This is a genomic window from Arthrobacter sp. 2762, from assembly GCF_040548745.1.
Lineage (GTDB): Bacteria > Actinomycetota > Actinomycetes > Actinomycetales > Micrococcaceae > Arthrobacter.
In genome coordinates, this window is record NZ_JBEPSI010000002.1 from 448,153 (window position 1) to 462,237 (window position 14,085).

The 14,085-nt window shown below is 63.8% G+C and carries 14 protein-coding genes and 1 riboswitch; of the genes, 3 read left to right on the forward strand and 11 right to left on the reverse strand.

The annotated features are described in order from the left end of the window. Positions 1 to 5: 5 nt before the first annotated feature. The 9 genes from ABIE18_RS06015 to glyA all read right to left on the reverse strand — a co-directional run bounded on the left by ABIE18_RS06015 (position 6) and on the right by glyA (position 8,289). Positions 6 to 572, reverse strand: coding sequence for a hypothetical protein (locus ABIE18_RS06015; protein WP_477515258.1), 567 nt, complete (start codon positions 570 to 572; stop codon positions 6 to 8). 66 nt (positions 573 to 638) lie between these two features. Next, positions 639 to 1,472, reverse strand: a complete 834-nt coding sequence (locus ABIE18_RS06020; protein ID WP_499721741.1) for an ABC transporter permease — start codon at positions 1,470 to 1,472, stop codon at positions 639 to 641. Continuing rightward, on the reverse strand, positions 1,469 to 2,308 hold the full coding sequence (locus ABIE18_RS06025) for an ABC transporter permease (RefSeq protein ID WP_499721880.1): 840 nt from the start codon (positions 2,306 to 2,308) through the stop codon (positions 1,469 to 1,471). Before ABIE18_RS06025 ends, ABIE18_RS06020 begins: the two co-directional genes overlap by 4 nt. 46 nt (positions 2,309 to 2,354) lie before the next feature. Next, a complete protein-coding gene (locus tag ABIE18_RS06030; RefSeq protein WP_224093888.1) occupies positions 2,355 to 3,284 on the reverse strand; it encodes an ABC transporter ATP-binding protein in 930 nt (309 codons plus the stop codon). 148 nt (positions 3,285 to 3,432) lie between these two features. Further along, entirely contained in the window at positions 3,433 to 3,753 is a 321-nt protein-coding gene (locus ABIE18_RS06035) for an SHOCT domain-containing protein (protein ID WP_499721742.1), read from the reverse strand. A gap of 150 nt (positions 3,754 to 3,903) precedes the next feature. After that, positions 3,904 to 4,569 (reverse strand): response regulator transcription factor, encoded by a 666-nt coding sequence (locus tag ABIE18_RS06040; RefSeq protein WP_499721743.1) that lies wholly within the window; start codon positions 4,567 to 4,569, stop codon positions 3,904 to 3,906. After that, positions 4,566 to 5,822 (reverse strand): sensor histidine kinase, encoded by a 1,257-nt coding sequence (locus ABIE18_RS06045; RefSeq protein WP_499721744.1) that lies wholly within the window; start codon positions 5,820 to 5,822, stop codon positions 4,566 to 4,568. The genes ABIE18_RS06040 and ABIE18_RS06045 overlap by 4 nt, the downstream gene beginning before the upstream one ends. A gap of 125 nt (positions 5,823 to 5,947) precedes the next feature. Further along, positions 5,948 to 6,841 (reverse strand): bifunctional methylenetetrahydrofolate dehydrogenase/methenyltetrahydrofolate cyclohydrolase, encoded by an 894-nt coding sequence (locus ABIE18_RS06050; RefSeq protein ID WP_431118979.1) that lies wholly within the window; start codon positions 6,839 to 6,841, stop codon positions 5,948 to 5,950. Between the two features lie 155 nt (positions 6,842 to 6,996). Next, on the reverse strand, positions 6,997 to 8,289 hold the full coding sequence (gene glyA / locus ABIE18_RS06055; RefSeq protein ID WP_499721746.1) for a serine hydroxymethyltransferase: 1,293 nt from the start codon (positions 8,287 to 8,289) through the stop codon (positions 6,997 to 6,999). Positions 8,290 to 8,404: 115 nt separating this feature from the next. After that, a riboswitch (ZMP/ZTP riboswitch) is annotated at positions 8,405 to 8,490 on the reverse strand. A gap of 35 nt (positions 8,491 to 8,525) precedes the next feature. On the opposite strand from glyA, the gene purU reads away from it, so the two are divergent. The 3 genes from purU to ABIE18_RS06070 all read left to right on the forward strand — a co-directional run bounded on the left by purU (position 8,526) and on the right by ABIE18_RS06070 (position 10,667). After that, on the forward strand, positions 8,526 to 9,386 hold the full coding sequence (gene purU / locus ABIE18_RS06060; protein ID WP_499721747.1) for a formyltetrahydrofolate deformylase: 861 nt from the start codon (positions 8,526 to 8,528) through the stop codon (positions 9,384 to 9,386). A 21-nt stretch (positions 9,387 to 9,407) separates the two neighbouring features. After that, positions 9,408 to 10,073: a class I SAM-dependent methyltransferase gene (locus tag ABIE18_RS06065; protein ID WP_499721749.1), complete on the forward strand. Its 666-nt coding sequence runs from the start codon at positions 9,408 to 9,410 to the stop codon at positions 10,071 to 10,073. Positions 10,074 to 10,145: 72 nt separating this feature from the next. Further along, a complete protein-coding gene (locus ABIE18_RS06070; protein ID WP_499721750.1) occupies positions 10,146 to 10,667 on the forward strand; it encodes a gamma carbonic anhydrase family protein in 522 nt (173 codons plus the stop codon). A 122-nt stretch (positions 10,668 to 10,789) separates the two neighbouring features. On the opposite strand, the gene ABIE18_RS06075 is transcribed toward ABIE18_RS06070, so the two are convergent. Together ABIE18_RS06075 and ABIE18_RS06080 are read right to left on the reverse strand one after the other, a co-directional pair. Continuing rightward, on the reverse strand, positions 10,790 to 12,496 hold the full coding sequence (locus tag ABIE18_RS06075; protein WP_499721751.1) for a flavin monoamine oxidase family protein: 1,707 nt from the start codon (positions 12,494 to 12,496) through the stop codon (positions 10,790 to 10,792). Continuing rightward, on the reverse strand, positions 12,496 to 13,977 hold the full coding sequence (locus tag ABIE18_RS06080; RefSeq protein ID WP_499721881.1) for an amino acid permease: 1,482 nt from the start codon (positions 13,975 to 13,977) through the stop codon (positions 12,496 to 12,498). The genes ABIE18_RS06075 and ABIE18_RS06080 overlap by 1 nt, the downstream gene beginning before the upstream one ends. Between the last annotated feature and the right edge of the window lie 108 nt (positions 13,978 to 14,085).

Genomic DNA, 14,085 nt, shown 5'->3' on the forward strand with positions numbered 1-14,085 from the left:
CTACTCTAGTCGATGATGGTGCCGGCCACGGGCTCGTCCGAGCCGCCTGAGGACTTGATCATGTCCCGGGCATTGGTGGCCGTGATGGCAATGGTTTCCAGCGCGCGGTTGATGGTGTCCTGGTTTGCCGCTGCGCCCTTGGCACGTTCTTCGTCCACGACTCGAACCTGCACCTGGACAATCTTGAAGGAGTGGTCCAGCTTGAGGTCCCGGACTTCGTCGGCCTGGCTGCGTTCGGCGACCACGCGGGTGCCGCCGCTGTCAGCCGAGGACGACGACGGCGCGCGGCCGGTTGCCGAGTTGAAAGCGGCTTGCGCTTCGCTCAATTTTGCTCCGGCTCGCCGCGCGGCCCTTCGAATGCTGAACACCACGAAGGTGGCGAGCGCTAGCCAGCCGAAGGCGACCACCGCAACTACCCAACCCACAAAATCGTTCTGATTGGCCGCGAAAATGACGGCCACCACGAAGGCGATGATGACTACGGTCATCCCCAGGCCGCCGATGCGGAAGCCCTTGAAAAGGCCTTTACCGGACGAGGACGTGGACGGGTGCGGGTCGCCGAGAGATTGCATGAGTCAATTGTCGCAAACCCCCGAAGGTGCCTGCGCCGCTTCCACGGATGGCGAACACAAACTCCATCACTTCAGGAACAACTGGCGCAGCCGTCCGGTGGTGAGCATGATCCCCAGCGCGATCATCACCAGGTAGTAGCCCACGTGGATCGCCGTTGCCGGGCTGAACGAGCCCACGCTGATCTGCCGCAGCAGCTCAACCCCGTGCCACAGGGGCATGGCTTGGATGAACCACTGGATGACCTGCGGGTAGACGCTGAGCGGATAGAACGTGGCGCTGAAGAGGAACATGGGCAACAGGAAGAAGTTGATCCAGTCCATCTGCTGGAACGTCTTCATGAAGCTGGTGATGCCCATGCCGAAGCTCGCGAAGCCGAAGGCAATCAACACTGATGCAGGGATCACCAGGATGGCCCACCAGGTAGTGATTAGCCCCATGACCCCCATCACTGCGGTGAACCCCGTGGCATAGAGAAGACCCCGCAACAGTGCCAGGAAGATCTCGCCCATCGCAACGTCCAACGGCCCGAGGGATGTGTAGAGCATCCCCTGGTACAGCTTGGCGAAGTTCATCTTGAAGAAGACGTTCCAGGTGGAATCGTAGATGGCACCGTTCATGGCTGAGACAGCCAGGAGTGCGGGCGCTATGTAGGCCGCGTAGCTGATGTCTTCGCCGCCGGGTCCCTGGACTGTGCCCACGATAGAGCCCATGCCAACACCCATGGCCAACAGGAAGAGCACAGGCTCGAAGAACCCGGACAGCAACACCAGCCAGGTAGTGGACTTGGCGGCCATGAGGCCACGAGCTACCACGGCCTTGGCGTTTCGCGAATAGAGCGGCCCGAACTTGCGTTCCCGGGCGATATCGGTGGCGCTGTGGCCGCCAGTCAGGATACTCATGAGCCCATCCTCTTCACGAACTGGCGCCGGACCAGCAGCCAGCCAGCCGTGGCAGTGCCCAGGAGGTACACCACATGCGTAATGGTCAGCAAGGGGTTCTCGTCCATGCCATAAGTGAAGACCCGCCCCAGCTCAGTTCCGTGCCACACAGGCGATATCCAGCCGATCCAACGGACAGCCAGCGGCAGGGTGTCCAGGGGAAAGAACGTCCCGGAGAAGAGAAACAGTGGCATGACGATGAACCTCTGCACCAAAGCGAACTGTCCTTTGTCCTGTGTGATGCTGGCGGCATAGGCCATCAGTGGCAGGCCGAAGGACAAAGCCGCCACGGTGGCAACCAGTGCAGACACCCATCCCCACGGACTCGGCGAAGCACCGAACATGGCCACCACCGCCAAGTAGACCACCGACTGCAGCAGGAACCTGAGCGTGCTTGCCATGATGTGGCCGCCCGCTATTTGCTGCGGTACCAGCGGCGAGGCATGCGGCCCGTAAAACACCCGCCGCCATTTGAAGCCGTCCATGATGGGATAGGAGAATTCTCCGGAAGCCGTCATGACCGCCGCGGACACCAGCAGCGCAGGTGCAACAAATTCCAGGTAGCTGACGCCGCCGAAAACGGATTCGCTGTTCGCGTCCACCAGGCTCGCCAGCCCGACTCCCATGGCGAACAAGTACGCCACAGGCTGCCCCACACTGTAGAGAACCACGGACCAGCCGTAATTGCGCATGACGCGGAGCACTTGTTCCGCGTAGAAAAAGGAACCCCAACGCCGTGCCCTGGCCGCCGAGACGGCAGGCGAGTGTGCCCGCAACGGCTGCTCCGCCGTCGTGATTGGCTTGGCGCCTCCATCTCCGAGAGGGCCGCTGGTCAAGCGATCCCTAGTCAACGAGGCTCCTACCGGTGAGCCGCAAGAAGACGTCCTCCAGCGAGGAACGGCGCACCAGAGATGTCATCGGGCGCAGCCCGCGCGCCGAAACCTGTTCCAGCGCGGCCTCGCCGTCGTGCGCGTAGATGAGCACGCGGTCAGGCAGTGTCTCCAGCCGCTCGCCGATGCCCTGAAGTTCGACGCCGATACGCGAGTTCCGCTCGGAACCGAACCTGAGCTCAAGTACTTCGCGGGAGGAGTGCTCGCGGATCAGGCTGGCCGGCGACCCCTCGGCCATGATCTTGCCCTTGTCCACCACGATCAGGCGGTCGCAGAGCTGCTCTGCCTCGTCCATGTAGTGGGTGGTCAGGATCAGTGTGACGCCGTTTTCCTTGAGCCGGAACAGGCGGTCCCAAAGGATGTGCCGGGCTTGCGGGTCAAGGCCCGTGGTGGGCTCATCGAGCAAGAGGATGCGGGGTTCGTTGATGAGCGAGCGTGCGATGGTGAGCCGTCGTTTCATGCCACCGGACAGCGCATCCACTTTGGAGTTGGCCTTGTCCGTGAGCTGCGCAAATTCCAGGAGCTCGTCCGCTTTCGGCCGCAGGTAGCTCAGCGGCAGGCCAAAGTAGCGGCCGTAGACGATCAGGTTCTCGCGGACCTTCAGTTCTTCGTCAAGGTTGTCCTGCTGCGGAACGACTCCCAAGTGTGCCCTGACTTCGGGCCCGTGGGATTCCGGGTCCAGGCCCATGATGTTCAGCGTTCCTGAGGTGCGCTGGGAGACGCCGCCGATCATTTTCATGGTGGTGGATTTGCCCGCGCCGTTGGGGCCGAGCAGCCCGAAGGACTCCCCTGCCGGAACATCGAAGGAGATGTTGTCCACGGCCGTGAGCTCGCCATAGGTTTTGGTGAGATTCCGCGCGCTGATGACGGTGGGTGGGTTCATGTCGAAGCTGGTTTGCCGCGATTCGGAGTGTGTTGCAGAGCCGGTTGCTTCATTGTGCACCCTCAGCAGACTAGTAGCGCCAAGGAATATGTGAAAGGGCCCTTGCAGATATTTTTGCAAGAGCCCTCTCATTTTTCCTTGATCCAGGTCAGGACGGTGGCTGCGAGCGCAGTACCTCCAGCCGCTGCCGGAACTCGGTCTCATCAATTTCGCCCCGTGCGTAGCGTTCGCGCAGCACGCCCTCAGCACCCTGGGTTGCCGCCCAGTGATGGTTGCGGCGCCATGCACGCCGGCCCACGAAAATGAACAGGAAGATCACGAGGATCCAGAACAGCGGGAACAGGAGGAAGAACGGCCAGTAGGTGCCGTCACCCCAGGGACCGTGCGCGACGACGGTGGCCGGCAGCTGTGCCAGCGCTCCCCCGAGTGTTGTGGTCTCCCCGACCATTGAAGTCAATGCGGTGAACATGTCAGTGATCCAAACTCTCTCCGCCGATTCCCGGCGCGAGCCGTCTTTCGGCTCTGGTTCGAGTCTGCCCGCGGACGGCTGGCGGGACGTCCGCCGTCGGGAGTCACCTGCAGGTGCTGCCCTACTCCCTTGGGAGTCGGAGGCAGCCCGTCAACTGCTCCAGCCTGGCCGCACCAGCCCTGATTCATACGCGAGCACCACCAGCTGGGAGCGGTCGCGGACCATCAGCTTGGTCATGATGCGCGATACGTGGGTCTTCGCGGTCAGCGGGGTGATGAACAGGCGTTCGGCGATCTCCGCATTGTTCAGGCCCTCCCCCACCAAGGCCAGGACTTCGCGTTCGCGTTCGGTCACCTGCTCGAGGGGAATCACTTTTCCAGCCGCCCGGCTCTGGGACGCCAGCTGGGCCATGATCCGTCGGGTCACCGAGGGCGAGAGCAGCGCGTCGCCGTCGTGGACTACCCGGACGGCACGGATGAGCTCTGCAGGTTCGGTGTCCTTCACCAGGAAACCAGCTGCGCCCGCACGGACGGCCTCGGCAATGTACTCGTCGAGCTCGAAAGTGGTGAGGATGATGATGCGCGTGCCGGACAGGGATGGGTCTGCAAGAATCCTGCGGGTGGCAGTGAGGCCGTCATCGTCCGGCATCCGGATGTCCATGAGGATGACGTCCGGTTTGTCGCGCGCCGCCAGCCTCACAGCCTCCCTGCCAGTGCCGGCTTCTGCCACCACTTCCATGTCCGGTTCAGCGTCCAGGAGGGCACGGAAACCGGCCCGGATGAGGGTCTGGTCATCGGCGAGGAGGATGCGGATCATGGAAGCTTTCCTTCTGCCTGGTCTGTTGTGGGCAGCAGCGCTTCTACACGGAGCCCGGGCTGGAGTCCGTGGAGCGTGAGCGTCCCGCCCAAGGCGTCCGCCCTCTCGCGCATCCCCGTGAGGCCGTTGCCCGGCAGTGCCCTGCCCATGCCCGCGCCGTCGTCGTCTATCCGGACAGTCAGCGCATCTTCGGTCTGGGCAAGATGCACGACGGCGGATTGGGCACCTGAGTGCCTGCCGACGTTGGTCAGCGCTTCCTGGATGATCCGGTACGCCGCTTCCTGCTGCGCCAAGCCGACGAGCTCATGGTTCGCGTGGTCCTCAAAGCGCACCTGCAAGCCGCCCAGCTCCGCGTTCTTCACAAGTTCGGGGATCCGGGCAAGCGTAGGGCGGGCCGCCGGGGCAAGCGGGACGTCCTCCCGCAACACGCCCAGGAGTTGCCGGACTTCTGTGAGGGATTCCTTGCTGGCTGCCTTGATGGCTTCCAGTGCCGGGCGGAGCTTCTGGGGATCATCCGAGCCCACGTGCAACGCCACGGATGCCTGCACATTGATCATGGACAAGGAATGGGCCACGACATCGTGGATATCGCGGGCAAGCGTGAGCCTGTACTCATCGCGTTCGGCCTTCCGAGCGGCCTCCCGGCGGCGCCGGTATTCGGCGAACCGCTCGCTCCGGCGTCGAAATCCCTGTCCAATCAGCACCAAAATGGCTGCCCATCCCACTCCGGCTGAAGCGCGGAGGAGCCAGTTGGGATCGCCGCTGAGGGCGGCCGCGAACACCACTGCGGCAGCCGCGATACCTGCCCCCGCCCACGCCTGCCACCGTAAACCCGCGGACGACGTCAGCACGATGGCCACCGCCAGTGAGAGCGCAATGGGACCCCAGGCGTAGCCAAGGCCAACATAGGCACCTGTGGCCACGAGGGCGACGGGAAGCATAACCGCAGGCGCCCGCCTCCGGAACGCCAGTCCCGCAGGTCCGGCCAGCAGTAAGAGGATCGCAAGTGCGTCCAGCGGCCGTGGGGCGTCCTGGTGGCCCGCAGAAAAAAGCGTCCCCGCCACCTGGATGAGGGCAACCGTGATGACGATGAAGCTCGTGGGTGGGCCGGCAAAACGGCGTGGACCCGCGAAGCGGCCTGGGCCGGCGAAACGACCCAGGCCCGCGGAACGGCCTGAACCAGCGAAGCGGCCTGGGCCTGGAAATCCCCGTGGTCCAGGAGAGCTCTCGGGTCCAGGGAAACGGGGTTGCATACACCGAGCCTAGCTTTGGTCCGGGTGTTCGTCGTCGGGTTAACGGAGCAGGGCGCCTACTCCCGGAGGAGTAGGCACCCTGGCTCTGTTTACAGTTTCAAGCAGGTTCCAGTTTTCGGCAGGCGTCAGGCGATGCCCGCTGCGCGCTCGGCGCTCTCCACAACGTTGGCGAGCAGCATGGCGCGGGTCATCGGACCCACGCCGCCCGGGTTCGGGGACAACCAGGCGGCGACGTCGGCAGCTGCGGGGTCCACGTCTCCGGTGACCACAGCCTTGCCGTTAGCGTCCTCCACACGGCTGACGCCGACGTCGAGCACTACTGCGCCCGGCTTGAGGTCTTCGGCCTTGATCATGTGCGGCACGCCTGCAGCGGCAATCACGACGTCGGCCTGCTTGAGTTCCGCGGGCAGGTCAACCGTTCCCGTGTGAGCCAGGATGACCGTGGCGTTGACTTCCCGGCGGGTGAGAAGGAGGCCGATGGGGCGGCCGATGGTGACGCCGCGGCCCACTACCAGGACACGCTTGCCGTTGAGCTCAATGCCGTGCCGGCGCATCAATTCCACACAGCCCTTGGGTGTGCAGGGAAGCGGTGACTTCATTTCGCCGCTGACGTTGGCCACCAGGCGCCCGAGGTTCATGGGGTGCAGGCCATCGGCGTCCTTGTTTGGATCCATGGCTTCCAGGATGACGTCCTGATCAATGTGCTTGGGCAGCGGCAACTGAACGATGTAGCCCGTGCACTCCGGGTTCTCGTTGAGCTCGCGGACAACCTTCAGGAGGTCTTCCTGGGTGATGTCCTCGGGCAGGTCCCGGCGGATGGACTGGATGCCCACCTCGGCGCAGTCCTTGTGCTTGCCGCCCACATACCAGGTGCTGCCGGGGTCCGAACCCACCAGGATGGTGCCCAGGCCGGGGACGATGCCCTTTGCTGCCAGGACGGAAACGCGTTCGGTCAGTTCTGCCTTGATGGCTGCGGCGGTGGCCTTGCCGTCAAGGATCTGTGCGGTGGACTGTGTCATTCCATCTGCTCTTTCTGGTGGGTGACCTATTCAAAAACCTACTGTGAGGTTCATGCAGCGGGACCCGCCGCCTGTGGTGTGGCGGCGGATCCCGTTAGCTCCGGGCCAATGCCCGGGTGATGTTTATGTGCGCCTTTTGCCGAGGGAGCGGCGGGTTACCACTGCTCGTGCTGCGGGTACAGCGGGAAGTCGGCAGCGAGCTTGTCTACGCGGGCCTGGAGGGCCTCGACGTCGGTGGCGGAGCCAGCCTTCAGCGCGGTGGCGATGATCTCGGCGACCTCCGTGAACTCGGTGGCACCGAATCCGCGGGTAGCCAGTGCAGGCGTACCGATGCGGAGGCCGGAGGTGACCATCGGCGGGCGGGGGTCGAACGGAACGGCGTTGCGGTTCACGGTGATGCCCACCGAGTGCAGGAGGTCTTCAGCCTGCTGGCCGTCCAGCTGCGAGTTACGCAGGTCCACCAGGACCAGGTGGACATCGGTGCCGCCCGTGAGGACCGAGACGCCGGCTTCGGCGACGTCGGACTGGTTCAGGCGGTCAGCGATGATCTTGGCACCCTCGAGGACACGCTCCTGGCGTTCCTTGAACTCTTCGCTGCCGGCGATCTTGAAGGCAACAGCCTTGGCGGCGATGACGTGCATGAGCGGGCCACCCTGCTGGCCCGGGAAGACGTTGGAGTTCAGCTTCTTGGCCCACTCCTGCTTCGCCAGGATGACACCGGAACGCGGACCTGCGAGGGTCTTGTGCACGGTGGAGGTGACGACGTCGGAGTGCGGGACCGGGCTCGGGTGTAGGCCTGCTGCAACCAGTCCGGCGAAGTGTGCCATGTCGGTCCACAGGAGCGCGCCCACCTCGTCAGCGATGGAGCGGAAAGCAGCGAAGTCGAGGTGGCGCGGGTAAGCGGACCAGCCGGCGATGATGACCTGCGGCTTCTCGGCGATGGCCTGCTCGCGGAGCTTGTCCATGTCTACGCGGAAGGTGTCTTCTTCAACCTGGTAAGCAGCTACGTTGTAGAGCTTGCCGGAGAAGTTCAGCTTCATGCCGTGGGTCAGGTGCCCACCGTGGGCCAGGGAGAGGCCGAGGATCTTGTCGCCCGGAGTGATCATGGCGGACAGCGCTGCGGCGTTCGCCTGGGCACCGGAGTGCGGCTGGACGTTGGCGTACTCGGCACCGAAGAGTTCCTTGACGCGGTCGATCGCCAGCTGCTCCGCGACGTCGACGTATTCACAGCCGCCGTAGTAGCGGCGGCCCGGGTAACCCTCGGCGTACTTGTTGGTCAGGACGGAGCCCTGTGCTTCCATGACGGCGCGCGGGGCGAAGTTTTCGGAGGCGATCATTTCCAGGGTGCCGCGCTGGCGGCCGAGTTCCTGGTCGAGGACTGCTGCGATCTCGGGATCGAGCTCAGCGAGCGACTGGTTGCTGACAGACGCGGAAGTGGTGGTAGGCACGGAGATCTCCTGGCTAGGCAACGGGTGGTGCTACAGGTCAGGCTACCGGCAGCAGCATTCCCGCGTCCCCTTGATTACGGAGGCATCGGTCACGTGCATGCAGCGGTAAGACATGACCCTCGGCCCAGGCGTACGATCCGTGGTCTTCGTGATTGCCGCTCCCTGGTGGTAGTCCACCCAACGCCAGTTGCGACCCGTTAACAGTACAACAAGGCAGCACAGGTAGGCTTATCCGCGTGACTGAATCCGCCTTGCCTGCTGCTTTTGTTGTAACACTCTCCTGCCCCGACCGCCCCGGCATCGTCCATGCGGTAGCCGGCGCCCTCCTTGAGGCCGGCTGCAATATCGCCGACTCCCAGCAGTACGGAAGCCCCAGCACCGGCAACTTCTTCATGCGCGTGGAGGCAACCACAGCGTCCTCGCAGGACGAGTTGACCGCCGCACTGCGTCCGGTAGCAGAGACGTTTGGCATGACGTGGCAGATCAATCCGGTAGGCCAGAAAGTCCGCACCATCATCTTGTGTTCCAAGGATGCGCATTGCCTGAATGACCTCCTTTTCCAGCAGCGCACGGGAACGTTGCCCATCGAGGTTCCGGCGATTGTTTCAAACCACCGCGACCTTGAAGAGCTGGCCCGGTTCTACGGGATCCCGTTCCACCACATTCCCGTGACACCGGAAACCAAGCCGCAGGCCGAGGCCGAACTCCTGAAACTGATTGCCGAGCACGACGTCGAGCTCACCGTCCTGGCGCGTTACATGCAGGTCCTTTCCAACGAGCTCTGCACTGAGTTGAACGGCAAGGCAATTAACATCCACCACTCGTTCCTGCCTTCCTTCAAGGGTGCCAAGCCCTACCACCAGGCCCACGCCCGCGGTGTGAAGATCATCGGCGCCACGGCCCACTACGTGACGGCCGACCTCGATGAAGGTCCGATCATCGAGCAGGAAGTCATCCGTGTGGACCACGCCCGCACTGCCGCCCAGTTCGTCCAGATGGGCCGCGACGTGGAGGGTCGCACGCTGGCCCAGGCAGTCCAGTGGCACGCTGAACACCGCGTGCTTTTGGACGGCAGCCGCACCGTGGTGTTCAACTAGCGCCACTCCTAAGCTGGGGGTATGCAGGGCATCCCCGAAGCTGACCACGAAGCTGACCTCGCAGTTTTCTACGACCGCCAAGCACCCGTCCGGAACACGCGCGCCCTTACCCCTCACCGGGTCGAGTGCCGGGAATGGTTCATCCGGCTTCTGAAGGATGAGCATCGGCACTCCGTCTTCGAGCTGGGCTGCGGGACCGGGGTTGAGGGGTTGGAGTTCGTCCGTGCAGGCCTGCACTACACCGGCGTGGACCTGTCGTCGGAGAGCGTCCATGTGGCCCGCTCCCACGGGCTCGAAGCGACGGTCGCCAGTGGCCGCCAATTGCCGTTCCCCGATTCGGTCTTCTCGGCAGTTTGGACCATGAGCACGCTTCTGCACGTGCCCAACAGCAGGATTCACGACGTCGTCAGCGAACTTGTGCGGGTCAGCGCGGCCGGTGCGCCAATCGCCGTCGGGCTTTGGTCAGGTGACGATGAAGAGGTCCTCAACCCGGAGGACCTGGAAGAACCCCGGCGTTTCTTCAGTCGTCGCAGTGATGACACAGTCCGGCGGATCTTCGGAGAACACGGCTCGATTGAGCATTTCCGGACCTGGCCGGAGGGCGTCGGGGTAGAGTCCGGGCCGGGCGCGGGCAACTGGACGCAGCACTACCAGTTCCTGGTCCTGCGCACTCCCGCACCCAACTAGGTCGCAGCTGTGCGCGTTTTGCGTGCTCAAAACGCGCTCAACTGCGACCTGGTTGGGAACTAAGCTGGCTCCATGGCTCCCTCTTACACTTTTGCCGGGGACACCCCGGCCATCCATGAATCTGCGTTCGTTGCACCCACCGCTTCCATCATCGGCAAGGCGACCTTGGCCGAGGACTCCAGCGCCTTTTACGGGGTTTCGGTCCGTGCCGATACGGCTGCCATCAGCGTCGGCGCAGGGTCCAACCTCCAGGACAACGTGGTCCTGCACGCGGACCCCGGATTCCCCTGCACCGTTGGCGAGCGCGTCTCCATTGGGCACAGCGCAGTGGTCCACGGCTGCACTGTGGAGGACGACTGCCTCATCGGTATGAGCGCCACTATCCTCAACGGCGCAGTGATCGGCATGGGCTCGCTCATTGCAGCCGGCGCCGTGGTCCTGGAAGGCACAGTTATTCCGCCGCGCTCACTTGTAGCGGGCGTCCCCGCAAAAGTGCGCCGCGAATTGACCGACGAGGAGTTCGAGGGCGTCAAGCACAACGCCGCCCACTACAAGGACCTCGCCGCGGCGCACAGGGAAATGCACGCGTCTTAAACAAATGTGGGGCCCGCTCTGCATCCCCACCGCCTCCCTGACTTCGCAAGCTCAGCCAGGGAACCCGGGCGGTGTGGGCCCTGCGATTGGGTTTGGGACGCAGAACAGGCCCCGCAACGGCCTTAGTCCAGGGAAATTGGCCCGAACTCGTCCAGCAGGTCGCCCGGACCGGGGTTCCCTGCGACGGACGATCCGCCCAAATGGTTCACCACGCCCCACACGGCGTTGAGGCCTGTGGTCACGGCGCCCTCGGCCCAGCCTGCGGTGAAGGACACGTCGTCGCCGGCGAGGAAGATGCCGCGCTGGCTTTCCGGCAGCTGATCCTGCTTGAAGTGGGTGAAGAGCCGCTGCTGGTACCGGTAATGGCCCGGCAGGTTGGCTTTGAAGGCACCCATGAAGTTGGGGTCCGCTTCCCAGGACACCGTGATCGGCTGCCCGACGATGTGGCTGGCGATGTCCACGCCGGGGTAGATCTGTTCCAGCGAGTGCAGCATCAGCTTGACGCGTTCTTCGGCAGTGAGGGCAAGCCACTTCAGTGCGTCGTCGTTCCATGTGTAGGACAAGAGGATGACAGCGGGCTTGTCAGGGCCGTCGTCGAGCAAGTATGTGGCCCGGTTGAGGCGGTCGGTGAGCGTCATGGACAGGACTTCGCGTCCGGTTTCCGGATCGATGTCCTTCCAGAAGGGCCGGTCCACCATCACGAACGTCTTGGATGACTGCATGTAGTGCGAGCGCTCGATCGCCGTCCACAGTTCGGCCGGGAACAGTGCCTCCTCGGTGTGGATGCGCGTGGACAGCAGCCACGACTGGCAGGTGGTAACCACCGCTTGGTACGTGGCTTCGCGTCCCCAGTTTTCGCGGACTACCAGGTCCCCGTTGTCCGCCCGGCGGATGTTGTCCACGGCTCCGCGCGGCGAGCCGGAGTGCAGCGAGGACAGTGACGTGCCTTGCGGCCAGTACTTAAGGTCCGACGGCGCGTGGTTCCACAGTGCCTCGGGGAGCCTTTGCGCTCCTCCCGCAATGAGCCGGTGCTGATCGTCCGCATCGGTGTAGACCACCCGGAGGATCTCCAGGATGGAGTTGGGGAAATCGGTGTCCCAGCCGCCGGTGCCGAAGCCCACCTGGCCGAAAGCTTCACGGTGCGCGAAGCCGGCTTCCTTGAAGGACTTGCTGGCTGCGATGAATCCGTAGAACGTTTGCTCGTCCAATTCGGGCAGGAGCGCGTTCCAGAGTTCCTTGATCCGCTTGGTATCCCGGGCTTTGATGGCTTCCTGCATTTGCGCGAACGCAGCGCCATCGTTGACGGCGGCTTTCCAGGCATCGGCCACTTCCTGGAAAAATTCCGGTAGCTCATCTGCCGTGGTGGCGTAGTGCTTCTTACCCGCAAGTTCGATCACGGTGCTGGACGTCGCCGGGGCCATCGGGTTGGGGAAGTCCTGCGTTTCCAGGCCAAGAAGGTCCACGTAGTGGTAGAAGGCCTTGCCGGAGACCGGGAAACGCATGCCACCAAGATCTGCCACCACGCCGGGCGCTGAGGGGAAGCTCGCCGTGCGAAGACGGCCCCCGATCTGGTCGGCCTCGTACATCACGGGCTTGAGGCCGAGCTTCATGAGCTCGTAGGCAGTGACCAGTCCTGACAGGCCGGCACCGATGACGGCCACTTCCGTGCCGTAGCTCTCTTCGGGAATGCTGCCGAGTCCGTCCGGGTGTGCCAGGTAATGGTCATAGCTGAAGGGGAAGTCCGGGTTCAGCATGGTGATGGGGGCTTCGCCTGCCTCCGCCGCGGAAGCGGCAACGTCGGCTGTGGGAAGTTCGGTAGCGATGGTCATCAGTTTGCGGCTTTCACAGGTTCCGGGCTCACGGCCCTGGTGGTCAGTTCACGGTAGTCCTGATCGCTGAGCGCGGCTACCTTGGAATTCCGGCGTCCATAGCCGAAGTAGATGGCGATGCCCACCAGCATCCAAACACCGAACGTGATCCAGGTGTCGGCGCCGAGGTTGAGCATCAGGAAGGCACACATCAGCGTGCCCAGGATTGGCGTGATGGGGTACAGCGGAACCCGGAAACTGCGGTCAAGGTCCGGGCGGTTGCGCCGGAGATAGATCACGGCGACGTTGACCAGGGCGAAGGCGAAGAGCGTACCGATGCTGGTTGCGTCCGCCAGGGCTCCCAGCGGGACCAAGCCAGCAGTGAGGGCGACGGCGGTTCCTACTATCAGGGTCCCGGCGACTGGCGTTCCGGTGCGGCGGGAGACGCGGCCGAAGACTTTGGGCACCATGCCATCGCGGGACATCGAGAGCAGGATGCGGGTCTGGCCGTAAAGGACAGTCAGCACGATGCTGGCAATGGCAAGCACTGCACCGGCAGAGAAGACGAGAGCGATCCACGGCTGCCCGGTGATCTCGTGCAGGATCTGGACCAGGGCAGCTTCCGTGCCGTCGAACCAGCCCCACGGACGGGCACCGATCGCGGCAACGGACACCAGGACGTAGATGCTGGTGACAATCACCATGGAGAGCATGATGGCGCGTGGCAGGTCCCGCTTGGGGTTTCTGGCTTCCTCGCCGGCGGTGGAGGCGGCATCGAATCCGATGTAGGAGAAGAAGACGCTTGACGCTGCAGCGGAGACACCGGCCGCGCCCATCGGCATCAGGGGCTCGAAGTTGCCGGCGTTGAAAGCGGTGAAAGCTACCGCGCAGAAGAAGATCAGGATGCCCACTTTGATGATGACGATCGCGGTGTTGATCCATGCACTTTCACGGGCACCCCGAACCAGCAGGATCATGGCAAGAACCACGATCACCATGGCGGGAACATTCACCACCCCACCACCGCCCGGCGGCTGGCTCATGGCATCGGGCAGGACCTGTCCAAAGGCGGCCAGGGTCTCGTTGACGTACTGTCCGGCACCTACTGCAACAGCGGCCACGGACACCGCATATTCCAGCACCAGGCACCAACCGCAGATCCACGCCATGCCCTCACCCATGGTGGCGTAAGAGTAGGAGTAGCTGGAACCTGCCACCGGGACGAGCCCTGCCATCTCCGCGTAGGACACTGCCGAGAAGAGGGCAGCCAAACCAGCGATCACGAAGGAGATCCAGATGGCCGGGCCTGCCAGCGGCACGGACTCGCCAAGGATCACCAGGATGCCGGTGCCCAGCGTTGCACCGACGCTGATCATGGTCAGCTGGAGGACCCCGAAGCTGCGTACCAGCGGCGTGCCGCCGTCGCCCGTTCCGGCCTCGTCGGCCATCTGCCCGATCGGCTTGCGGCGCAGGAGTTGGGCACCGAGGCTTGGCCTGGCCATGCTCGCCGCCGTTGAGTTTTGAGTGTTCACAGGCACAGTCACCCTTGACGTCCCTTCAAAGTAGTTTCGATTTCCCCTCCACAAGACTGGCATGTGAGCCACCTCTCA